Below are 21,724 nucleotides of genomic sequence, written 5' to 3' on the forward strand. Positions count from 1 at the left end.
GACATTTAAGGACGTGAAATGACGATGGCGTAGCGGGCATCTGCCGGGCCGGGTACGTAGAAAGAAGTCCTGCCGTGAAGATGAAAACGCAGGCAGTCGCCCGGTTCCAGCCGGTAACTGCGGCCATCGAGCACAAATTCCAGTACACCTTCAAGCATCCAGATATGCTGTTCGAGTCCCTCTACCGGCGGTGCGTCGTAAGTAATGCAGGCGCCAGCTTTCAGCACACCTGAAATCAACTCAGCACGAAAACCCGGTGCCGGTGCAGAAACGGAACGACGCTCGAAGCCGGTTTCCCGGTCATGCCACACCGGTTGTTGCGATGCGCGGATAAGCTCCGGGGGGTTATCTTCCAGCGCCATCAGCAAACGGGAAGTGGTCAGCCCGTAAGCCGCACTCAGTTTGCCCAGCAACGAGGCCGTCGGGCTGGTCTCTGCCCGCTCCACGCGTGAAAGTGTCGCGCGGCTTATGCCGGTCATCTGCGCCAGTTGTTCAAGTGACCAGCCCTGGCTGACGCGTAATTCAGCCAGCCGTTCCGCCAGACGGAGATCGTGATTGTCCTGCCCTTCTCCCATTTTCTTACCCTGTCGTAAAATCTCAATACAGGGAAAATATCTCTTATATGAGAATTTCGCAAGTTAAAAAAGTGTAACCAAAAGGATTTTCCAAGTTGTACAGAAATAATAAAGTTGTACAACTTTACGATGTGGCGCTAGAGTTAGCTTATAAGTGGTATGAATATTTGGATGGAAATATGTCTCTGTACAGCATCGGTGAAGTCGCCCGAATTTGTGGTATCAACCCGGTCACGTTGCGTGCCTGGCAGCGGCGTTATGGCCTGCTGAAGCCACAGCGCACAGAGGGTGGCCATCGTCTGTTTAATGATGATGATCTCGACACCATCCGCACCATTCTGGGCTGGATCAATCGCGGTATTCCGGTTGGTCAGGTGAAATCTTTGCTGGAAGGTAAAGTGGACGTGCTACCCGGTGGCTGGTCGCAGTCAGAACATCAGCTGCTGACCGCCTTACAGGATGGCCGCCCGCAAAAAGTTCGTCAGTTGATGCTGGAGTTCGGTCGTGAATACCCGGCGGTAACATTTGTGAATAACGTGCTTCGCCCCCTGCGTGAGCGCCTGAGTTCCGGCGATTCACGACTGCTGATGCTGCGCAGCCAGCTTGACGGTCTGATCATTGAACACGCGGTGATGTGCATGAACGCCGCCCGGAAGCGTCCCGGACCGGCTGCCACGCTGATCGGCTGGGGGAACACAGACAGCACCGAGTTGTGGCTTGAGGCCATTGTACGGTGCGAAGAAGGTTTGCAGGTCGAAATATTGCCGGTTCCTCTCAGCGAGCCGTATCTGGAAAACCTGAGCGGCTCGCAAATTCTGTTGTGGTCCGAAGGCAAGCTGACGCAGGTTCAGCGCCAGCGGCTGCAGCACTGGATGGCGCAGGGTTTGTCGATCATCCTGCTGGGCAGCTCTGCTATCCTGCTCGGCGCAGAAGAAACAGACGCTAAGGAAGATGAGCTCAGCGCCTCCCCCGATGACGATGATCATCGCGCCAGTCTTCGTATTGAGCCTGCTCGTCGGGAGGGGAAAAATGATGCTTAAACATGCTTCTGAACACGCAACCCCGGCCGACGTTCTGACACGGCTGTGCGAATTTTACCGTCACCTTGATATCAGCCGCCTGCCGCAGCTTTCCCTTATTTATCATCCGAATGTGGTGTTTATCGATCCGGTTTCACATTACGACGGCGTGGATGCGCTGGAACACTATTTTGCGCAGCTGCTTGAGAAAACGAATTACTGCCGCTTTGAGATCCAGCCTCCACTTATTCAGGGTGACGAAGTGTCGCTGTTCTGGCGGATGGAATTCTCACACCCGGCGTTGAAAAAAGGTCAGGCAATGTTTCTTGATGGCACAAGCCATCTGCGCCTGAATGAAAACCTTATTATCTATCAGCGCGATTATTACGATCTCGGTGCCATGTTGTACGAGCACATTCCGGTGCTCGGCGGTGTCGTGCGCGCCGTCAAAGCCAGGTTGAAATAATGGGGCGCGTACTGATTACCGGTGCCAGTTCTGGCATTGGCAAACAACTGGCACTGGATTATGCCAGCGGAGGCTGGGAGGTCATTGCCTGCGGGCGAGATGGCGCAAAGCTGACGGCCGTCGCCGCCACCAGCCCGCTGATCATCCCGCTGTGTTTTGATATCACCGATTTACAGGCTACCCGTGAAGCATTGCAGGGCAGGCAGGCCGATTTAGTGATTCTTTGCGCGGGCACCTGCGAATATCTCGACAACGGCGTCGTCGATGCCGAAAAAGTCATGCGGGTGATGCACACCAATTTTTCCGGTCCGGTCAATTGCCTCGACGCCCTGCTCCCCGGCTTAGCGCCCGGCAGCCGGATAGCGCTGGTGGGTTCCGTCGCCTGGCTGCTGCCGTTTTCACGCAGTGAAGCCTATGGGGCATCCAAAGCCGCGCTGGCATTTTTTGCCCGCTCTCTGGCGGTTGATCTGGCGAAACGTCAGATTCACATTTCGCTGATTCAGCCGGGTTTTGTCGAAACACCACTGACATCGCGCAATGACTTCCCGATGCCGATGATGGTGAGCGTCGCCCAGGCGTCGAAGCACATCCGAAAAAAACTGGCGCGCGGTGCGAGTGAAATCGCCTTCCCTCCGCTTTTTGCCCGTTTACTCAAGGTGCTCTCCTTGCTGCCCGTCAGTTTGCAACAATGGTTATGCCGGAAAATGGTGAAATAAAATGACAACAAAAGTGGCGATTGTAGGCAGCGGAATTTCAGGGCTGAGCTGTGCCTGGCTGCTGACAAAAAGTCAGCCCGGCTGTGAGATTACCGTCTTTGAAGCGTCTGAAACCTTAGGCGGACATACTGCCACGCAGGATGTAATTTCCGACGGAAAAGAATACGCCATCGATACCGGTTTTATTGTCTATAACTCCCGGACATACCCGCATTTTATTGCCCTGCTCAAAGAACTGGGCATTGAAGGACAGCCGACGGAAATGAGTTTTTCCGTACGCAATCCGGTTAATAAACTCGAATACAACGGCCACTCGCTGAACAGCCTGTTTGCCCAGCGCCGCAACCTGCTCAAACCGCAATTCTGGCGCTTTATTCTCGAGATCCTGCGGTTTAACAAACTGTGCAAGGCGCGCCTGCTGAATCCGCACAATGACGAAGATACGCTGGCTGACTTGCTCGATCAAAACGGTTTCACCCCGTTTTTCGCCCTGCATTATGTGCTGCCGATGGGGGCGGCCATCTGGTCTTCTTCGCTGAGCGATATGGCGAATTTCCCCCTGTCGATGTTCCTGCGCTTTTTCGATAATCACGGATTACTGGACGTCAGCAACCGCCCGCAATGGATGGTGGTCCCCGGCGGTTCACGGGAATATATCCGCCGGATGCAGGAAAAACTGCCGGCCCGCGTCAGGCTGCTGACCAGCGCACCGGTCAGTAAAGTCGTCCGCACACCCTGCGGTGTGACGCTGCATTCCCCGCATGGCGAGGCGCATTTTGATCAGATTATTTTCGCCTGCCATTCCGATCAGGTGCTGACCATTCTGGGTGACAACGCCACTGCTGATGAGCAAAGCATTCTCACTGCCCTGCCTTATCAGAGCAACGACGTCATTTTGCATACCGATACCCACCTGCTGCCTCGCGAAAAACGCGCCTGGGCGAGCTGGAATTATCAGTTGCCGAACGCGCTGAATCTGGCGGACCACGCGGATATACGCGACAGCAATCCTTCGCAACGCCGCCGCGCCAGCGTGACCTATAACATGAATATTTTGCAGGGGCTGAATACGCCGCAGACATTTTGCGTGTCACTCAATCCGCTGACGCCGATTGATGAAAACAAAGTCCTGTTCCGCACCACGTATATGCACCCGGTTCTCAATCTGGCCAGCCGCCACGCACAGCAGGAACGCCACCGGATCAACGGCCACAACCGCACCTGGTTCTGCGGTGCGTACTGGTACAACGGCTTTCACGAAGACGGTGTCAACAGTGCGCGTGACGTGGTGGAACAACTCAATCTGCAACTTTTCAGTGCGCAGCAACAGAATGAGCAGGAAAAACGGGAGGCGTCATGAACAGCCAGTTGTATGTCGGCACGGTGCGCCATCGGCGGTTTACGCCGGTTGAACACCGATTCGACTACGATATTTTCATGCCGCTGATTGACCTTGATGAACTGGACCAGTTACCTGCACAAGGTATCCAGCTCGACCGGTTTTCCGCCGCCAGTTTTCGCCGCAAAGATTATCTCGGCGGCGGTGATATCAAAACCAAAGCGCAGGCGAGAATCGAAGCGCTGACCGGCGAACGCCCGGACGGGCGGGTGATGTTGTTATGTCAGTTGTGTTATTTCGGCTGTTATTTCAATCCGGTGAATTTTTACTATCTTTATGATCAGCATGGTGTTTTGCGCTGGATGCTGGCCGAGGTGCGCAATACCCCCTGGAACGAACGTCACACCTACGCCGTTCTGCCTGACGGTTCACAACCGGTGCCGAAAGCCTTTCATGTGTCGCCCTTTAATCCGATGGACATGGTCTATCACTGGCGGCTGACACCCCCTGGAAAGCAGTTACACATCACTATCGAAAATTACCGTAAAGAACGGGAATTCGATGCCGCCCTTTCACTGACAGCCCGTCCGCTGACCCGCGCGGCGCTGCGTCAGCAATTGTGGCGGCTGCCTGTCATGACCGCTAAAACCGCACTGACTATCTACTGGCAGGCACTGAAACTGTGGCTGAAACGGGCGCCCATTTATTCTCATCCTCCCGTTGATAAGGACTGACCATGAGCCAACCTGAAATGCAACTCGCCCGTGAAGGGACGAATAACAGGCGCAGCAAAGCGGCGCGCGCGCTCATCCTTAGCGTCCTGAAGCAGCTCAAAGGCGCGGGCCTGACGCTGCGTGAACCCGGTGAGCAGGCGATATTTTTTGGCGATCCGACGGCTATCTTGCAGGGTGAAATTGACATTCTGCATCAGCGCGCTTACCGGCGTGTCTTACTGGGCGGCAGCGTCGCAGCGGGTGAGAGTTTTATTGATGGCGACTGGACCACGCCTAATCTGACCGTCGTGCTGCAACTGCTGGCCGAGAACCTGAAGCTGGTCGATAAAATCGAGGCACGCCTCAGCTGGCTCAGCACACCGGCCAAAAAAGTCATTCATTTTTTCCGCCGCAACAGTCCGTCGCAGGCGCGTAAAAATATCTCGGCGCATTACGATCTGGGCAACGATTTTTATCAGGGTTTTCTCGATGAGAAGATGCTGTATTCCTCGGCCTGGTATCAGGAGCCGCAGATGACGCTGGAACAGGCGCAGGAAGCCAAAATGCGCCGCCTGTGTGAACAGCTGCAATTAAAAGCGGGCGATCATCTGCTGGAAATCGGCACCGGCTGGGGCGCGATGGCCGAATTTGCCGCGCGCGAATACGGCTGTCAGGTCACCACCACCACCATTTCCCGCGAGCAATATCGCTTTGCCTGTGAGCGGATTGAAAAAGCCGGGCTGAGTGACCGCGTGACGGTGCTGTTCGAAGACTATCGTTCGCTGCAGGGGCAGTTCGACAAACTGGTGTCGATAGAGATGATCGAAGCAGTCGGCAAACGCTATCTCTCCACCTTTTTCAAACGCTGCAATGCGCTGCTCAAACCGCACGGGCGTATGGCAATTCAGGCAATCACCATCGCCGACCAGCGTTATGCCGCCTACAGCCGTAACGTCGATTTTATTCAGTGCTACGTTTTTCCCGGCGGTTTTCTGCCCTCAATTACCGCCATGAATGACACCATGACCCGCTGCACCAGTCTGGTGGTGCGTGATCTGTTCGATATCGGTTCCGATTACGCCCGCACCCTTCATGAATGGCGTGAGCGGGTGCAGCGCTACTGGAATGCACAGACTGACGGCGTGCAGGACGAATATTTCCGCCGTCTGTGGCTGTTTTATCTGTGCTACTGCGAGGCAGGTTTTCGTGCACGCACCATCAGCACCGTGCAGTTGGTCGCCGAGCGACGCGGATGAAAACCTTGCGCTTCTGGCTGCTGACACTGGGTTTTGATGCCTGGTGGACGCTGGCCGTCTGGGGGCGCGGACGGTTTATCCTCTTCCTGCTTTTAAGCAGTTTTCTGATGCTGGCGTTTACACCATCAAAACGCCGGTTGTGGGTCGCCACTGCCTGTACGCTGGGCATCATGATGGACTCGCTGTGGTGCATTTTGGGTCTGTTTGAATTTAGCGATTCTTCCGCCGTACCGCCGTGGATGATGGCGTTATGGCTGGGCTTCAGCGCCTGGTGGCTGTGGTTACTCGGCTATTTACGGCTGACATGGTACTGGCTGATGCCTGTCGGCGCGGTCAGCGGCCCGCTGGCCTATTACCTCGGCATGCAGCTCGGTGCCATGCAACTTCTCGCCGCACCGGTTTATGTCTGGCTTCTGCTGGCGGCGGGCTGGGCGATATTCTTACCACTGATCAGCCTGCCGGTGCTGCTCAGCCATGACACAGAGCGGAAAACCTGATGATACGCGCATTTCTGGCCGTACTTTCGCTGATGATTTCTTTCTCTGCCTTTGCCGCCACGCCGTGGAACCAATGGCAACAGGTCGGGCGTGCCACGCTGAGCTGGGGGCCTTTTGAGGTTTATCATTCGCAACTGCTGACGCCCGACGGTAAGTATCAGGCCGGAAAATGGCCGCAGGCGCTGAAGATTGAGTATCTGCGCAGTATTGATCATCAGGAGCTGACCAGAGCAACAGAAGAACAATGGCAGGCACTGGGATTGCTGGCACAGGCACAGAAAAATGGCTGGCTGGAGGCGGTACAAAACACCTGGCCGGATGTCAGCAACGGCAGCGAAATCATGTTTGTCGCCACTGAAAATGGCGGCCAGTTTTACAGCCAGCCCGCAAACAGCGTGCTGAGCACACCGGTCGGTCAGCCTTTCAGCCCGGCATTCCGCGATGCCTTTCTGGCGATCTGGCTCTCGCCCGCCACGCAATATCCTGATTTACGCAGCAAGCTGACCGGCGCATCCGCGTCCGATTAATGGCATCTTATGGAGGTTTTATGACTGTTCTGCGCAAGATTTTTGTCACGCTGATCGTCGGCGGAATGCTGTTACTCACCGGCTGTAAAGCCAATATTCAGGATTACGCACAAGCGCAACCGAAGCTGGATATTTTCACCTGGTTTGCCGGTGACAGCGTGGCCTACGGCATGGTGCAGGATTACAGCAACAAACAGACCCGGCGCTTCACCGTGAAAATCCGCGGTGATGTGGCGGGCGATACGCTGACGTTGCATGAAGACTTTGTGTATGACGACGGCGAGAAACAGACCCGCGTCTGGCGGATCCGCAAACTGGCAGACGGCAGCTATACCGGCACGGCGGGCGACATTATCGGCACCGCCACCGGGCAATCCGCAGGCAATGCCTTTAACTGGAAATACGTGATGGACGTAAAATCAGGCGGCAGCACCTACCGGCTGACGTTCGATGACTGGATTTATCAGCAGGACGCACAGCACTTGTTTAACGTCACCGCGCTGAAAAAATTCGGCGTGGAAGTGGCGCGGGTGACGATTTTCTTTGAGAAAAAATAGGCTTAACCCGGTCTGATCCCTCCCCTGCGAAGGGGAGGAGCAAAACAAAATCAGCTGTCACATTTGCGAAAAGGAAGCGGTTTAAACCTTCACTTCTTTAATCACCGTCTTCTTACGCCCGAACACCAATTTCCCCAGCGTCACCAGCAGCACCGCGCAGAGGATCACGCCCAACGCCACCCATTCGACCGGAGACAAGGATTCACCGGCGAAGCCGATGCCGAGCAACACCGCCACAATCGGGTTCACATAGGCATAACTGGTGGCCACGGCGGGACGCACAGTTTTCAGCAGAAACATATAGGCGCTGATGGCAATCATCGAGCCAAATACCACCAGATAACCGAGCGCCAGAAAACCGCTCAGCGAAGGCGTCGCGGTCATGTGTTCCCCGGTGACACGACTTGCCACCAGCAACACCACACCGGCGATAATCATTTCCGCCGCACCCGCCATCAGGCCGGTTGGCAGCGGCAAGCGAGAACTCCACACCGAACCGAATGCCCAGCTTAGTGAGGCGAGCAGGATCAGCGCCGCGCCCCACGGGTTCCCTTCCAGATTACTGCCGGTATTAAGCAGCACAATCCCGAACAGGCCGATGGCGACACCGGTCCATTCCAGGCGGCTGTTGGGCATTCCCCACAGGCGGCTGAAACACAGGGTAAACAGCGGCACGGTGGCGACCATTACGGCGGCAATGCCCGACGGCACCTGCATATGTTCCGCCACCGTCACCAGCCCGTTACCGACAGAGAGCAGCAAAATACCTACGGCACCGGCGGCCATCCACTGCTTCAACGTCGGGACTTTATGCCCGCGCAGCAATAAAAACGTGAACAAAATACATCCGGCGACGAAGAAACGCAGCCCGGCCATCATCAGCGGCGGCCAGCTTTCCACGCCCACGCGGATCACGAAATAGGTCGAACCCCAGATAAAATACAGCGCAAACAGTGCAGCAATTAATGGCAGCAGGGAACGGGTGGCGGAACCAGTCATAGGAATAACTTATTAGCGTGATAATGAAGGCAAACAGTTAACGCTATTGCCCTGATTTCCGGCAAGGGAATCCGTGCGATCGCGTCAAAACGTTGCTAAAAAGTTTCTGTATATGACAAAAAATGCGCTGGCATCACCGTTAAAAGTAATCACAGCATGAATAGTCTGTTGCAGGGGTGAGGAAACGATTTATAATTCGCCGTTCAAAATCCTGAGGTACTGCACATGAATTCGCTAGGCAAAAAATTATTTATCGCGCTGTTTGGTCTGATGGCGATTGGCGCAATTGGTGGCGTGATGGTTGCCGGTTATGCGGTGGTGATTCAGGACGACGCGAAACCGGTCAGCGATAACGACGCCCCTTCCGTGGTGCCTGCGCCGCCGTCTGCGTCAACGAACTGATTCGTCCACTGACCGCTGCTGCCAGCGTTGTAACCCGTGGCTCCAGCGTTCAAACAGCATATCTACGCAAATCGCCAGCAACGCGACAATCACCGCACCCTGCAATACGTAGGCGGTATTAAAACCGCTCAGGCCGATGATAATCGGCGAGCCGAGGCTTAACGTGCCGACCGACGAGGCAATCGCCGCCGTCCCGATATTGATAATCACTGACGTGCGGATGCCGGAAATAATCACCGGTGCGGCCAGCGGAATTTCCACTTTCCGCAGCATCTGCCAGCGGCTCATCCCCACGCCCTGCGCAATCTCCCGCGCCGACGCCGGTACCGATTCAATCCCGGCAATCGTCCCCTGCAGGATCGGCAACAACCCGTAAAGCACCAGCGCAATAATCGCCGGTTTTTCACTGAATCCCATCACCGGCACCGCGACTGCCAGTACCGCAACCGGCGGAAACGTCTGTCCCATCGCCACCAGCGTTTCCACCAGTGAACGGAATTCTTTGCCCGCCGGACGTGTTACGCCCACCCCCGCCGCTACGCCGATAATCACCGCAATCAGGCTGGAAATGCCGACCAGCAACAGATGGGCTTCCACCAGCGCGGCAAAGCTTTCCTGCTGATACACCGGCCTGCTGAGTTCAGGGAACATCCAGTGGAACAGCCCGCCGAGCGAGGTCATACCGAAAATCAGCGCCAGCAATAAAGCGAATAACCAAATCAGAGGATCTGCAAATACCCGTTTCATGCGCTGCCCTCCGGTGCGGTCAGATCCGCAAAATGCAGCACGCCGAGCGGTTGCCCTTGTTCATCCACCACCGGTAACTGCTGAGCCTGCTGCGCGACAAATTTTGACAGCGCCTGACTGAGGCTCATGGTATCGGTCAGCGGTAACTGGTTGCCGGAATACGACTCGCCGCGCCGCATCAGCGAACCCACTTCGCGCAGCGACAACAAGCGGATCCCCATCTCGCTGCCACCGAAGAAATCACGCACAAACGGCGTTGCCGGTCGGGTCAGCAATTCCAGCGGCGTCCCCTGCTGCACCACTTGTCCGTCATTGAGCAGTACGATGCGGTCGGCCAGCGCCAGCGCTTCGTCGATGTCATGCGTCACCAGTACGATGGTGCGGTGAGTGATTTTATGGATGCGCGCCACTTCTTCCTGCAACGTCGCGCGGGTCACCGGATCGAGCGCGCCGAAAGGTTCATCCATCAGCAATACTTCCGGGTCAGAAGCCAGCGCCCGTGCCACACCGACGCGCTGCTGTTGTCCGCCGGAAAGCTGATGCGGATAACGATGACGGAACTGTTTCGGATCGAGATTGAGGAGTTCGAGCAGTTCAGTCACGCGGTCACGGATTTTCGCCTTCGGCCATTTCAGTAATTGCGGCACGGTGGCGATATTCTCCTCCACCGTCCAGTGCGGGAACAGGCCAATGGACTGGATCGCATAACCCATCCGGCGGCGCAGATCCTGCGCACGGAATTTTTCTATGGGTTCACCGGCAAATAAAATCTCCCCGCGATCGTGCTCCACCAGCCGGTTGATCATTTTGAGCGTGGTGGATTTCCCCGAACCGGAGGTGCCGATCAGCACCGTGAATTCGCCTTTGGCCATTTCCAGCGTGAGATCGCGCACGACCGCTTTTCCGGCAAAGTGTTTGCTAACCTGCTTGAAATGAATCATCTGCGTGTGGTTTCCAGAATTGAGACTGCAAATTTAAAGACGCTGTCGACAACAACGGCCATCAGCACCGCCGGGATCACCCCGAGCAAGACCAGATCCAGCGCACTGCTGAGCAGACCCTGGAACATGATGGCGCCCAGTCCGCCCGCGCCAATCAGCGCCGCAACCATCGCCATACCGACCGTTTGCACCGCAACAATGCGCACACCTGTCAGGATAACCGGCAAGGCAATCGGCATCTGCACGCGGAAAAACACCTGCGCACGGTTCATGCCCATGCCGCGGGCAGATTCGATCACCGATTCCGGCACCGACTCCAGCCCGGCAATCACCCCGCGCACCAGCGGCAACAGCGAATACAGCACCAGCGCGATAATCGCCGGTGCCAGCCCGATGCCACTGATGCCGTGTTCGGCCAGCCACGGCAGCGCTTTTGCCAGCCCCGCCAGCGGTGCGAGCAGCAGGCCAAACAACGCAATCGACGGCACGGTCTGAATAATATTCAGCACCGACAATACCGGCCCGCGCCAGCGGGGTTTACGGTGACACAGCAACCCGACCGGCAGACCGATCAGCACCGCAGGCACCAGCGTGCCAAACAAAATGCCAAGATGCTGCCACAGCGCATCGTTGAACACGTCGGAACGGTTGTCATATTCCTTAAGCAGCGAAAGTTCGGCAAGCTGACCGTACGCCAGCAGCAAAACCACCGGCACGACCATCTGCACGTTGAGCAAAATACGCAGGCTGTGATTACGGGTAAAACGGGAAATGGCGTCGGAGGCGATCAGCAGACAAAGCGCCGCACCTGCCCAGAAACCGCCGCCGAGCGAGGTGCGCGCGATACTGTCTTCATCGCCCCCCGCAAGTTGCACCGCGCTGTGACCGGCCAGCCAGACCAGCACGGCCAGCAGGATTTCCGCCAGCAGCATCACCAGCAAATGATGGCGGCCATAAAGGGTCAGAAAGGCACAGGCCAGCAGCAAAACGGCAGGCAACAGGAGTAATGCAGAATAGCCATGCAGCAGGCTCGCCAGTGAAATACCTTTACCGGATACCAGCCGGTTGGGCGCATGGCTGACAAAAGCCAGCCCGAAACCGGCCAGCAACAGCAGCAAAACCAGCGTCAGCAGGACGCGGTTTTTAACGGGTGAGTGATAAGTCAAAACATTACCTGATATCAGAGAGCACGACCCGAAGATCGTGCTCAGGGCGGTCACTGCCCGGTTATTTTTTAACGAAACCTTTTTCCTGCAAGTACTTCGCCGCCACCTTCTTCGCATCCTGACCATCAACCGCGATTTTCGCGTTCAGCCCCTGCAGCGTTTTGGTATCAAGCGAAGCAAACACCGGTTTGAGCAATTCAGGAATGTTCGGATGCGCTTTCAGCGCGGCCTCGCGGATGACAGGCGCAGGCGCGTAAATCGGCTGTACGCCTTTCGGATCTTCCAGCGTTTGCAGGCCGAGCGCCGCTACCGGGCCGTCAGTGCCGTAAGCCATTGCCGCATTGACGCCGGAAGTCTGCTCAGCGGCCGCTTTGATAGTCACCGCCGTATCACCGCCCGCCAGAGACAACAGTTGCGCCTGATTAAGCTTGAAGCCATAGGCATTCTCAAACGCCGGTAAGGCATCCGGACGCTCGATAAACTCGGCTGACGCCGCCAGATTGAAATCGCCGCCGCTGCTGATGTATTTGCCCAAATCACCCAGCGATTTCAGGTTGTGCGCACTCGCGACGTCCTGACGTACCGCGATAGTCCAGGTGTTATTGGCCGGAGACGGATTCAGCCAGACAATTTTGTTCTGGTCGTAATCCAGCTTTTTGACTTTATCGAAACCGGCCTGCGCATTTTTCCACGCCGGGTCTTTATCGTCGGAGAAGAAGAACGCGCCGTTGCCGGTGTATTCCGGATAGATATCGATTTCACCGGAGGTGATTGCGCCACGCACCACTTTCGTCGTTCCCAGCTGCAATTTATTGGTAGTGTGAATACCGTTGGCTTCCAGCACCTGAATAATAATGTTACCGAGCAGCGACCCTTCGGTATCAATTTTTGAGCCGACACGCACGGCATCATCAGCGGCCTGTGCGCTGAAACTTAACACGGAAGCCAGCGCCAGTGCTGCCACTGAAAATCCCCGTACTCGCCCAGTTGTTACAGTCATGTTCTATCCTCTTATCGGGTTATGTTGGTTTTTGTCGCCCGGCGACTGCTCTGTCTTTCGGCTTTCATCTGAATAAACAAGCTGCTAACAAGAATAGTCCAATTTCGCGCAGGGAAACGGAGAGTGAGCCATAAAAGCAGGCGGCGGAAGCGGAGTAAAATGCATAAATGTTCGAAGCTTATCCGCTAAATCACTGAGACAAGACAGGCTGTTTCCCCCGAAGAAGATGTTCACCGCTGCCTTTTAGATCACTTTGTTTTAACTTATAGCCATTTGTTTTCACGCAACGTCTAATCAGGACTTGTGACCGGCATCACCTCGCCTCTATGCTGGTTTTTTTGTCAAAAAGCGTAAACACAACAATGTCTGATTCAATTGCGGCCTCTCAGACCGCCTCTTCAGGGGATTACAGCGCAGATTCTGCGCCTGACCAGCCGGTGGTGATTCGTTCCGCTGCCGATATTACTCAGTTAGTGAACCGCGGCGCAGCGAAAATCAGCGACGCACGCATCGTGATTGCTATCGCACTCGGCGGCGTTTTCCTCGACGCTTATGACCTCGGTGCGCTGGCTTTCGGAATGAAAGATATCACCCGCCAGTTTGGGCTGACGCCTTCCGGCGCGGGCTTTGTGGCCTCGGCGATTACCTTCGGGGCGATTGTCGGCGCATTGTTCGGCGGCTATCTGACCGACAAAATCGGCCGTTACCGCGTCTTTATGGCTGATATGTTCTTCTTCGTGATTGCCGCGCTGGCCTGCGCCTTTGCACCGAATGAATGGGTGCTCGGCGGGTCGCGCTTCGTGATGGGATTAGGCGTCGGCATCGATTTACCGGTGGCGATGGCGTTTCTTGCGGAGTTCTCAAAACTTCAGGGGCGCGGCAATAAAGCCTCGCGCGTGGCGATGTGGTGCCCGACGTGGTACGCGGCGATCAGCGTCTCGTATCTGCTGGTTCTGCTGCTTTACGCAGTACTGCCTGCCACGCACACCGACTGGTTGTGGCGTCTGATCCTCGGCTTCGGCGCGGTGCCTGCGATTCTGATTATCGCTATCCGTCACCGTTATATGAATGAATCGCCGGTCTGGGCGGCCAATCAGGGCGACCTGCAAAGCGCGGCGGCGATCCTGAGAAAGTCTTACAACATCAATGCGGTAGTGGCTGAAGATGCGGACAAAACACCGCAGGTGAAAGTGCGCAAAGCCGCATGGCGTAACTACGGCACGCTGTTGCAGGGCATTTATCTGCGGCGCACCGTGCTGGCGACCGTGACGGCGGTGGCCTCGTCATTTGCCTATAATGCGGTGGCATTCGGGTTACCGGTGATTTTATCCAGCTTCCTGCAACAATCGATGATCAGCACCATTCTGTTCTCGCTCGGCCTGAACCTGTGCTTCGCTTTTGTCGGTGGTCTGATTGCGGTACGGTATGTGTCGAAATTTGGTGCATGGAAAATGACCTACGCCGGTTACGCCTGCCAGCTGGTGGCGATGATCGGTCTGGCACTGGTCGGCCGCCCGGCAGACGGTGGCGAAGCGGCGATTTCCATCGCCATGCTGGCGTTATTCCTGTTCGGTCAGGGGTTCGGGCCGGGATCGCACACCATGACATTTGCGTCACTGAGCTACCCGACATCACTGCGCGGCATGGGTGTCGGCTTCAACCAGACGCTGATGCGCGCCAGCTCCACCCTTTCACTGTTCCTGTTTCCGGTGCTTTCCGCCGCACTCGGCACCGGCGTGTTCTGGGTGATCGCGTTAGCGCCACTGGCGGGCTTAATCGTACTGACAGCGGTACGCTGGGAACCGTCGGGATATGATGTTGATGCTGAGGATTTTCAGCAGGAAATTAAACCGGTTTAGGTTTTTGCCTTGCTCCTCCCCCTGCGAAGGGGGAGGCTGGGAGGGGGTTTTAAAGACAACACAATAGGTACTGCACTCTTCAACTCTTTGATTCTTCTTTAATACCCCACCCCAACCCTCCCCTTCGCAGGGGAGGGAGCAGATCGGTATTCTTACTCATCTCTGTGAGAAAACTGAGAGAGTGACATCAGACCACCGCACTTCTCGGCGCAAACACATACCCGATATCGTTCTTGATCATCGCGGCGACCAGTTCAAATCCGCCATTCGGTCTGGCCTGCGCAAACTCCAGTTCGCTGGTAAACACCGGACTGACCCAAAACAGATTCACCGGATCCCCGTAAATTTTTGGCAGACGCATTTTGTCTGCCGGACCGCATAATGCGGAGGAAATCACGTGTCCTTCAAAGCCGAGCGGTGCCATCGGCGACATCAGCGTGTGGCCTTCACCCAACCAGCTGAGAGTCGTCCAGGGAATCTGTGCATAACCGGATAACGCGCTGGCCATCTGCACGGCATTTTCTTCCGTCACATATTCTTTGCCGACCGAAAAGGCGAGTTCGATGCGACGATGCTTTTCTGCTTCATCGTTGAAAACAATATCAATTTGCGGCATCGGACGGATACTCATGCCGACCGTGAAGAAGTAATAGTTCTCTTCATCTTCATGCTGAGAAATCGCCATCGGCGGCCAGTTGCCCTGATTGATCAGATAATATTTCAGTGATGAGCCAAAGCGATCTTCGTAGGATTCCAGCAGCTTGCGCTGGATTTTCGGCCACGGATTGCTGAATTCATTTTGCCAGTCACGCCAGAACAGGCGGGTCTTTTCTGCCAGTTCACATTGCGTGTTGGTCGAGGCAGAACCCAGCGGGAAGGTCAGCGGATTCTGTTTAATGCAGCCGGCGGAATAACACACCGAATGGTCGATATACAAACTCCAGCCGGGGATCACCGCCAGCAATAATCCCTGATACCACAACGCCGCGCCGTCATCGCTTTCATTCCAGAGGATCTGAATTTGTGCAGGCTCCAGCGGCGCTTCGCCCTCCAGATTGCGGCAGTATTGCGCCGCCAGCATCGGGGCAATCCCCTGCTCCATTGCCTCTGTGTCATCGTTCAGCGGTGCGGGCACCAGATTACGTACCCAGCAGGCGCGCATTTTCGGAAAGCGGTCGCGCAAATCTTCGCGGGCGAAAATATAGAAATACACCACGCGGTTATCCTGCTCGACCAGCGCGGTCAGGGTTTGTTTGTCGTTACTGACTTCAGCAACAATGTCGGACTGGCGCATATGACCTCAACAATATCAGGAAGCTTATTATTCCCTGTGATGGTCAGTGTAGAACGGATAAGCCAGGCCGATAACGGGCAATATTCCCAAAAATCCCCGATAAATCATTAAAACAGGTGCTTTTTTGTCAAAATATCAACATCAGCGGCAATACATCCGAAACAGCTGCGCCAGATGCGCGGCCATCGGCGTCAGCGTGGTATCACGTCGCTGAATGAGATAGAACGTGGCTTTCGGTAGCGGCAGATCAAGATCCAGCGCGACCAGACTCTGGCCGATCACCGGATCGTTAATGACATCGACGGACAACACGCTGAGAAAATCGGTTTTGGCGATCAGGCTGGTGCAGGACATAAAAGTTTCGCAAATCACGCTGATATTCGGCTCGGCATCCATTTCGCTGAACACTTCGCTGAGCAGTTTGTAATAGCTGCCGCGTGGCGTCGGCATCGTCCAGTCGCAATGCAAAAGCTCCTGCATCGAACGGGCATGCTGCATCGGATGACCACGCCTTGCCACCACGCGATACTCTTTATCCATAAGCTTTTCATATAACAGTTCGTTATCAAAGGGTCCCTGATAATAGGTATTCACGGTGAAATCCAGCTCGCCCTGACGCAGCTCCGGGATCATCGATACCAGTTGTCCCTCGGCAATCCGCACCTTCACATGGGGGAATTCACGGTGAAAACGGTCAATGACTTCCGGCATGATGGTGCGGGCAATACTGGCACCGACGCCGATATTGACCCTGCCGCTGGTCCCGCCGAGGCGCTGAGCGATGTCTTCCTGCGCCACCCGCAGCTCTTCCAGAATCAGGCTTGCGCGCTTAAAAAACGCGTCACCACAATCAGTTAGCGTCACGCCCTGACGGCGACGGACAAATAACCTCGCCCCCAGATTTTCTTCCAGTTCTTTAATTGATTTGGTCAGCGCGGGCTGTGAAAGATTCTGCATCCGGCTGGCGGCACGAATACTGCCCTGACGTGCGACCGAAACAAACGCCCGCAACTGATGCATTTTTATTTGTGATGGCATGAGATTCTTTGATAACCCCTGATTATCACTAAGAAGATTTTGGCATCTTATATGCCCTGAACGCTTTATGTACATTGAAAATCATATCAGGCCGCCTTTCGCCGCTTTCTGCGTGCGGGTCTGCACTTCCCGAAGCTTTGATTTCCTCCTTTCTGCCGCTGTGCGGAAAGCCTGCATGTCTGTGTAAAAAGAGAGTCCGTGATGGTTAATGAGATTTCTGAACGTGTAGAAAAGCTGTTCCCTTCCCTGCAAAAGCAACGTCGTGATCTGCATAAATACGCCGAATCCGGCTGGCTGGAGTTTCGTACCTCCACGCTGGTGGCCGATCGTCTGGAAAAACTGGGCTATTCACTGCAACTCGGCAAAGAAGTTATCGACGCGGATTCGCGTATGGGGCTGCCTTCCGCAGCCGTGCTGGCCGAACAGGAGCAGCGCGCACTGGAACAAGGCGCGATTGCCCGCTGGATGCCGCATTTCTCCGGCGGTTTCACCGGGATTGTCGCCACGCTGGAAACCGGTCGCCCCGGCCCGGTAATGGGTTTTCGGGTGGATATGGACGCGCTGGATTTAAACGAAGTACTGGAAGACCAGCATCGCCCGTTCCGCGACGGGTTTGCTTCGGCCAATAACGGCATGATGCATGCCTGTGGTCACGACGGTCACACCACCATTGGCCTCGGGCTGGCAGACGTGCTGATGCAGGTGCGCGACCAGCTCTGCGGCACCATCAAGCTGATTTTCCAGCCTGCCGAGGAAGGCACGCGCGGCGCGAAATCCATGGTTGAAGCGGGCGTGGTGGACGACGTGCAATATTTCACCGCCGTGCATATCGGCACCGGCGTACCGGCTAATCACATCGTGTGCGGTAACGATACTTTTATGGCAACGACCAAGCTCGACGTGCACTTCACCGGCGTGGCCTCACATGCGGGCGGTAAGCCGGAGGATGGCCGCAATGCCCTGCTGGCAGCGGCTCAGGCTACGCTCGGTTTACACGCGATCCCGCGTCACAGCGGCGGTGATTCACGCATTAATGTCGGCGTTTTACAGGCTGGTACCGGGCGCAATGTGGTGCCTTCCAGCGCCACGATGAAAGTAGAAACGCGTGGCACCACCAATGAGGTGAACGAATTTATTTATCAGCAGGCGCTGAAAGTGATTTCCGGCGCAGCCGAAATGCATCAGGTGAAATTCGACATCAAACTGATGGGCGCGGCGCAAAGCAGCACGCCGACGCCCGCCTGGGTGAATTACATCCACCGTCAGGCGGAAAAACTCGGCGAGTTTGAGCAGATTATCGACCGTCAGGAAGGCGCAGCGGGTTCGGAAGATGCCACCTATATGATGGAGCGCGTAAAAGCCCGCGGTGGCGAAGCCTCTTATGTCATTTTCGGCACTGATCTGAGCGCGGGTCATCACAATGAACTGTTTGATTTCGATGAAAAAGTGATGTCTCAGGGCATTAAAACCCTGGCGGCACTGGCGCTGAATATCGCTGAATTCAAAGGGGAACGCTGATGACGTCGCACGTGCCACATCAACAGAACGTCGTGAATTTCATCAATGATTTCATCGATAACCAGCAACCCGCGCTGGCAGAAATCAGCGATGCCATCTGGGATCATCCTGAAACCCGCTTTGTCGAATCCTTCTCTTCTGCATTACTGGCCGACAAACTCGACGCCAGCGGATTTGCCGTTGAGCGCGGCGTGGGTGGCATGGAAACGGCGTTTATCGCCAGCTTCGGCAGCGGAAAACCAGTGATTGCCCTGCTCGGCGAATTCGACGCGCTGGCCGGTTTAAGCCAGAAAGCCGGTTGCGATGTAGCGCAGCCACTGGTGGAAAACGGCAACGGCCACGGTTGCGGCCATAATCTGCTGGGAACGGCGGCACTCGGCGGCGCGCTGGCCGTAAAAGCCTGGATGGAACGTGAAAACATTCAGGGCACGGTGCGTTTTTACGGCTGCCCGGGTGAAGAAGGCGGCTCCGGCAAAACCTTTATGGCGCGCGAAGGGTTGTTCGATGACGTCGATGCCGCGCTGACCTGGCATCCGGAAACCTACAGCGGCATGTTCAGCAACCAGACGCTGGCCAATATTCAGGCGTCGTTCAGCTTTAAAGGCGTGTCCTCACACGCCGCCGCCGCGCCACATCTGGGTCGCAGCGCGCTGGATGCCCTGACGCTGATGAATACCGGCGCGAACTTCCTCCGTGAGCACATCATTCAGGAAGCGCGCCTGCATTACGCGATCACCAATGCGGGCGGAATTTCGCCCAACGTGGTGCAGGCAGACGCCGAAGTGCTGTATCTGGTACGCGCGCCGCAAATGGATCAGGCGCAGGCGATTTTCGACCGCGTAGTGGATATCGCCAAAGGCGCAGCGCTGATGACCGGCACACAGATGTCGATGCGCTTTGACAAGGCCTGTTCCAACTACGTGCCCAACCGCACACTGGAAAGCGCGATGTATCAGTATGTGCAGGCTTTCGGCACTCCGCATTACACCGCCGAAGAGCGGGCGTTTGCGGCGTCGATTCATGCCACGCTGAGCGAACAGGATATCGATAACAATCTGCTGAATATCTCCCGTACCAGCGGCGCGGAAGGCGTGGAATTCGCCGAAACCTTGCGCCATTCCCCGCTGACAGACTCCGTTGCTCCGTATGCCCCGAACGGCAATATCCTCTACGGCTCAACGGACGTCGGTGATGTGAGCTGGCTGGTGCCGACGGCGCAGTGTTTCAGCCCGTGTTTTGCGGTCGGTTCGCCGCTGCATACCTGGCAGATTGTGTCGCAGGGGCGGACCTCCATCGCCCATAAAGGCATGTGTCTGGCAGCGAAAATCATGTCATCGACCGCGATAGACCTGTTCACCCGGCCGGATTTACTGACGGCCTGTCAGAAAGAGCGCGATGCACAACGTGCACGACGCCCGTATCAGTGCCCGATCCCGGCAGGCGTAAAACCTTCGCCATTGAAATAAATCACGGGTGTCAGTTAATGATGTAAACCGCTCATTCGCGTCCCGTTCCGGCACGGATGAGCGGCATAAATATAAAAAAAGACAAACACGACAGAGGGTTAACAGATGAGTATTCAGGCGCAAGATTCCGGCCAGAGTCCGGGGGGATTTCTTCAGTGGGTTGAACGTGTGGGGAATAAAATTCCCAACCCGTTTTTGTTATTTGTTTACCTGATCGCCGTGCTGATGGTCGCCAGTGCGGTGATTTCATGGCTGAATATTACGGCAGTAAACCCAACCAACGGTGAGGTAATCCATGTAAAAAACCTGCTGAGCGTGGAAGGTATTCAGTGGATTTTGCCGAACGTCATTAAAAATTTCAGCGGATTTACCCCGCTCGGCTCGATTCTGGCGCTGGTGATTGGTGCCGGACTGGCGGAGCGCGTCGGGCTGCTGCAAAGCCTGATGTACAAAATGGCGTCCAAAGTAAACGCCCGTTACGCCAGCTATATGGTGATTTTTATCGCCTTCTTCAGCCACATTTCGTCGGATGCCGCACTGGTGGTGATGCCGCCGCTGGGCGCACTGATTTTCCTCGCAGTCGGACGTCATCCCGTGGCTGGTTTACTGGCGGCTATCGCCGGTGTTGGCTGCGGTTTCACGGCTAACCTGCTGATTGTGACCACCGATGTGTTGTTATCCGGTCTGAGTACCGAGGCGGCAAAGGCGATTAATCCGGCGGTTCAGGTCAGTGTGATCGACAACTGGTACTTTATGGCAGCCTCGGTGATTTTGCTGACCATCGTGGGTGCCATTCTGACCGATAAATTCGTTGAACCGCGCCTGCCGGTGTATCACGGCGAGCGTAACGAAGAGATGAAAAAGCTGACGCCGGAACAGAACCGCGGCCTGATGGCGAGCGGCATTGCGGCGCTGGTGTTTATCGCCCTGGTCGCCTTGCTGGTGGTGCCGGAAGCCGCGCCGCTGCGCAATCCGAAAACCGGCGGCATCATCCCTTCGCCATTTATTCAGGGCATCGTACCGCTGATTATTCTGTTCTTTTTCGTGATTTCAGTGCCTTACGGCATGGTGACGAAGCAGATCCGCAGCGCCAGTGACGTGCCGGATTTGCTGGTGGATCCGATGAAATCCATGGCGGGTTTTATTGTGATGGTGTTCCCGCTGTCCCAGTTTGTGGCGTTTTTCAACTGGAGTAATATGGGGAAATTCATGGCGATCGGGCTGACGGATGTGCTGGAAAACTTAGGCATGACCGGCATCCCGGCGTTTCTCGGCCTGATTTTCCTGTCGGCATTGCTGTGTATGTTTATCGCCAGCGGCTCGGCAATCTGGTCGATTCTGGCACCGATATTTGTGCCGATGTTTATGCTGCTCGGTTTCCATCCGGCGTTCGCGCAAATCGTGTTCCGCGTCGCGGATTCTTCGGTGATCCCGCTCGCGCCGATGTCGCCGTTTGTGCCGCTGTTCCTCGGGTTCCTGCAGCGCTACAACAAAGAAGCGAAACTCGGCACCTATTATTCGCTGGTGCTGCCGTATCCGATTGTGTTTTTCGTGGTGTGGCTGCTGATGCTGGTGGGCTGGTATCTGCTGGGTCTGCCCATCGGTCCGGGCGTTTATCCGCATCTTTAA

The 21,724-nt window shown here is 55.7% G+C and carries 21 protein-coding genes and 1 pseudogene; 14 read left to right on the top strand and 8 right to left on the bottom strand.

Translation table 11 applies throughout. From position 1 onward, the window contains the following. Positions 1-5: 5 nt before the first annotated feature. Positions 6-575, bottom strand: coding sequence for a helix-turn-helix domain-containing protein (locus tag HGO41_RS08680; protein WP_250980967.1), 570 nt, complete (start codon positions 573-575; stop codon positions 6-8). 179 nt (positions 576-754) lie between these two features. Here HGO41_RS08680 and HGO41_RS08685 point away from each other — a divergent pair, with 179 nt between their 5' ends. The 9 genes from HGO41_RS08685 to HGO41_RS08725 are packed head-to-tail and all read left to right on the top strand — an operon-like array spanning position 755 to position 7,665. Further along, entirely contained in the window at positions 755-1,615 is an 861-nt protein-coding gene (locus HGO41_RS08685) for a MerR family transcriptional regulator (protein ID WP_153374671.1), read from the top strand. Beyond that, positions 1,605-2,060: a nuclear transport factor 2 family protein gene (locus tag HGO41_RS08690; protein ID WP_225444895.1), complete on the top strand. Its 456-nt coding sequence runs from the start codon at positions 1,605-1,607 to the stop codon at positions 2,058-2,060. Before HGO41_RS08685 ends, HGO41_RS08690 begins: the two co-directional genes overlap by 11 nt. Further along, positions 2,060-2,776, top strand: a complete 717-nt coding sequence (locus tag HGO41_RS08695) for an SDR family NAD(P)-dependent oxidoreductase (RefSeq protein WP_131638084.1) — start codon at positions 2,060-2,062, stop codon at positions 2,774-2,776. Before HGO41_RS08690 ends, HGO41_RS08695 begins: the two co-directional genes overlap by 1 nt. 1 nt (position 2,777) lies before the next feature. Further along, complete coding sequence (locus HGO41_RS08700; protein WP_223509284.1) at positions 2,778-4,136, top strand: NAD(P)/FAD-dependent oxidoreductase; 1,359 nt, start codon at positions 2,778-2,780, stop codon at positions 4,134-4,136. Further along, positions 4,133-4,849 carry a DUF1365 domain-containing protein gene (locus HGO41_RS08705; protein ID WP_121020052.1) on the top strand — a complete coding sequence of 239 codons (717 nt, stop codon included), beginning with the start codon at positions 4,133-4,135 and terminating at the stop codon, positions 4,847-4,849. Before HGO41_RS08700 ends, HGO41_RS08705 begins: the two co-directional genes overlap by 4 nt. A 2-nt stretch (positions 4,850-4,851) precedes the next feature. Then, positions 4,852-6,084 (top strand): SAM-dependent methyltransferase, encoded by a 1,233-nt coding sequence (locus tag HGO41_RS08710; protein WP_013576330.1) that lies wholly within the window; start codon positions 4,852-4,854, stop codon positions 6,082-6,084. Next, a complete protein-coding gene (locus HGO41_RS08715) occupies positions 6,081-6,581 on the top strand; it encodes a DUF2878 domain-containing protein (RefSeq protein WP_013576331.1) in 501 nt (166 codons plus the stop codon). Before HGO41_RS08710 ends, HGO41_RS08715 begins: the two co-directional genes overlap by 4 nt. Beyond that, positions 6,581-7,108: a hypothetical protein gene (locus HGO41_RS08720; RefSeq protein WP_250980968.1), complete on the top strand. Its 528-nt coding sequence runs from the start codon at positions 6,581-6,583 to the stop codon at positions 7,106-7,108. The genes HGO41_RS08715 and HGO41_RS08720 overlap by 1 nt, the downstream gene beginning before the upstream one ends. Before the next feature lie 20 nt (positions 7,109-7,128). Further along, complete coding sequence (locus HGO41_RS08725) at positions 7,129-7,665, top strand: DUF3833 domain-containing protein (protein ID WP_223509283.1); 537 nt, start codon at positions 7,129-7,131, stop codon at positions 7,663-7,665. Positions 7,666-7,746: 81 nt separating this feature from the next. On the opposite strand, the gene yedA is transcribed toward HGO41_RS08725, so the two are convergent. Continuing rightward, entirely contained in the window at positions 7,747-8,664 is a 918-nt protein-coding gene (yedA, locus tag HGO41_RS08730) for a drug/metabolite exporter YedA (RefSeq protein ID WP_013576334.1), read from the bottom strand. 225 nt (positions 8,665-8,889) lie between these two features. Here yedA and HGO41_RS25820 point away from each other — a divergent pair. Continuing rightward, positions 8,890-8,991, top strand: a pseudogene (locus HGO41_RS25820) (YohO family small membrane protein); the annotation flags it as partial. Between the two features lie 63 nt (positions 8,992-9,054). Here HGO41_RS25820 and HGO41_RS08740 read toward each other — a convergent pair. The 4 genes from HGO41_RS08740 to osmF form a co-directional block, all read right to left on the bottom strand. Then, positions 9,055-9,813, bottom strand: a complete 759-nt coding sequence (locus HGO41_RS08740) for an ABC transporter permease (protein ID WP_037037199.1) — start codon at positions 9,811-9,813, stop codon at positions 9,055-9,057. Further along, positions 9,810-10,754, bottom strand: coding sequence for an ABC transporter ATP-binding protein (locus HGO41_RS08745; RefSeq protein ID WP_126125046.1), 945 nt, complete (start codon positions 10,752-10,754; stop codon positions 9,810-9,812). The genes HGO41_RS08740 and HGO41_RS08745 overlap by 4 nt, the downstream gene beginning before the upstream one ends. Beyond that, positions 10,751-11,920, bottom strand: coding sequence for an ABC transporter permease (locus tag HGO41_RS08750; protein ID WP_112151643.1), 1,170 nt, complete (start codon positions 11,918-11,920; stop codon positions 10,751-10,753). Before HGO41_RS08750 ends, HGO41_RS08745 begins: the two co-directional genes overlap by 4 nt. Positions 11,921-11,981: 61 nt before the next feature. Further along, positions 11,982-12,920 carry a glycine betaine ABC transporter substrate-binding protein OsmF gene (gene osmF / locus HGO41_RS08755; protein ID WP_250980969.1) on the bottom strand — a complete coding sequence of 313 codons (939 nt, stop codon included), beginning with the start codon at positions 12,918-12,920 and terminating at the stop codon, positions 11,982-11,984. Between the two features lie 362 nt (positions 12,921-13,282). On the opposite strand from osmF, the gene HGO41_RS08760 reads away from it, so the two are divergent. After that, positions 13,283-14,779, top strand: a complete 1,497-nt coding sequence (locus tag HGO41_RS08760; RefSeq protein ID WP_223509282.1) for an MFS transporter — start codon at positions 13,283-13,285, stop codon at positions 14,777-14,779. Between the two features lie 187 nt (positions 14,780-14,966). Here the strand turns inward: HGO41_RS08760 and HGO41_RS08765 are convergent, their stop codons facing one another. Both HGO41_RS08765 and HGO41_RS08770 read right to left on the bottom strand, forming a co-directional pair. Then, complete coding sequence (locus HGO41_RS08765) at positions 14,967-16,073, bottom strand: suppressor of fused domain protein (protein ID WP_013576341.1); 1,107 nt, start codon at positions 16,071-16,073, stop codon at positions 14,967-14,969. Positions 16,074-16,214: 141 nt separating this feature from the next. After that, entirely contained in the window at positions 16,215-17,111 is an 897-nt protein-coding gene (locus tag HGO41_RS08770; RefSeq protein ID WP_013576342.1) for a LysR family transcriptional regulator, read from the bottom strand. Positions 17,112-17,312: 201 nt separating this feature from the next. Between HGO41_RS08770 and HGO41_RS08775 the strand changes: the two genes are divergently transcribed. The 3 genes from HGO41_RS08775 to abgT all read left to right on the top strand — a co-directional run bounded on the left by HGO41_RS08775 (position 17,313) and on the right by abgT (position 21,724). Further along, complete coding sequence (locus tag HGO41_RS08775; protein WP_013576343.1) at positions 17,313-18,629, top strand: M20 family metallo-hydrolase; 1,317 nt, start codon at positions 17,313-17,315, stop codon at positions 18,627-18,629. Continuing rightward, positions 18,629-20,095 carry a M20 family metallopeptidase gene (locus HGO41_RS08780; protein ID WP_013576344.1) on the top strand — a complete coding sequence of 489 codons (1,467 nt, stop codon included), beginning with the start codon at positions 18,629-18,631 and terminating at the stop codon, positions 20,093-20,095. Before HGO41_RS08775 ends, HGO41_RS08780 begins: the two co-directional genes overlap by 1 nt. Positions 20,096-20,200: 105 nt before the next feature. Next, positions 20,201-21,724: a p-aminobenzoyl-glutamate transporter gene (gene abgT, locus HGO41_RS08785; RefSeq protein ID WP_013576345.1), complete on the top strand. Its 1,524-nt coding sequence runs from the start codon at positions 20,201-20,203 to the stop codon at positions 21,722-21,724.

This window comes from Rahnella sp. CG8 (genome assembly GCF_023701875.1).
GTDB classification, from domain to species: Bacteria; Pseudomonadota; Gammaproteobacteria; order Enterobacterales; family Enterobacteriaceae; genus Rahnella; species Rahnella aceris.

Bases quoted from the DNA above. Each gene is read 5' to 3' on its own strand.
- HGO41_RS08680 (WP_250980967.1), bottom strand. From the start codon at position 575: ATGGGAGAAGGGCAGGACAATCACGATCTCCGTCTGGCGGAACGGCTG.
- HGO41_RS08685 (WP_153374671.1), top strand. From the start codon at position 755: ATGTCTCTGTACAGCATCGGTGAAGTCGCCCGAATTTGTGGTATCAAC.
- HGO41_RS08690 (WP_225444895.1), top strand. From the start codon at position 1,605: ATGATGCTTAAACATGCTTCTGAACACGCAACCCCGGCCGACGTTCTG.
- HGO41_RS08695 (WP_131638084.1), top strand. From the start codon at position 2,060: ATGGGGCGCGTACTGATTACCGGTGCCAGTTCTGGCATTGGCAAACAA.
- HGO41_RS08700 (WP_223509284.1), top strand. From the start codon at position 2,778: ATGACAACAAAAGTGGCGATTGTAGGCAGCGGAATTTCAGGGCTGAGC.
- HGO41_RS08705 (WP_121020052.1), top strand. From the start codon at position 4,133: ATGAACAGCCAGTTGTATGTCGGCACGGTGCGCCATCGGCGGTTTACG.
- HGO41_RS08710 (WP_013576330.1), top strand. From the start codon at position 4,852: ATGAGCCAACCTGAAATGCAACTCGCCCGTGAAGGGACGAATAACAGG.
- HGO41_RS08715 (WP_013576331.1), top strand. From the start codon at position 6,081: ATGAAAACCTTGCGCTTCTGGCTGCTGACACTGGGTTTTGATGCCTGG.
- HGO41_RS08720 (WP_250980968.1), top strand. From the start codon at position 6,581: ATGATACGCGCATTTCTGGCCGTACTTTCGCTGATGATTTCTTTCTCT.
- HGO41_RS08725 (WP_223509283.1), top strand. From the start codon at position 7,129: ATGACTGTTCTGCGCAAGATTTTTGTCACGCTGATCGTCGGCGGAATG.
- yedA (WP_013576334.1), bottom strand. From the start codon at position 8,664: ATGACTGGTTCCGCCACCCGTTCCCTGCTGCCATTAATTGCTGCACTG.
- HGO41_RS08740 (WP_037037199.1), bottom strand. From the start codon at position 9,813: ATGAAACGGGTATTTGCAGATCCTCTGATTTGGTTATTCGCTTTATTG.
- HGO41_RS08745 (WP_126125046.1), bottom strand. From the start codon at position 10,754: ATGATTCATTTCAAGCAGGTTAGCAAACACTTTGCCGGAAAAGCGGTC.
- osmF (WP_250980969.1), bottom strand. From the start codon at position 12,920: ATGACTGTAACAACTGGGCGAGTACGGGGATTTTCAGTGGCAGCACTG.
- HGO41_RS08760 (WP_223509282.1), top strand. From the start codon at position 13,283: ATGTCTGATTCAATTGCGGCCTCTCAGACCGCCTCTTCAGGGGATTAC.
- HGO41_RS08765 (WP_013576341.1), bottom strand. From the start codon at position 16,073: ATGCGCCAGTCCGACATTGTTGCTGAAGTCAGTAACGACAAACAAACC.
- HGO41_RS08770 (WP_013576342.1), bottom strand. From the start codon at position 17,111: ATGCCATCACAAATAAAAATGCATCAGTTGCGGGCGTTTGTTTCGGTC.
- HGO41_RS08775 (WP_013576343.1), top strand. From the start codon at position 17,313: ATGGTTAATGAGATTTCTGAACGTGTAGAAAAGCTGTTCCCTTCCCTG.
- HGO41_RS08780 (WP_013576344.1), top strand. From the start codon at position 18,629: ATGACGTCGCACGTGCCACATCAACAGAACGTCGTGAATTTCATCAAT.
- abgT (WP_013576345.1), top strand. From the start codon at position 20,201: ATGAGTATTCAGGCGCAAGATTCCGGCCAGAGTCCGGGGGGATTTCTT.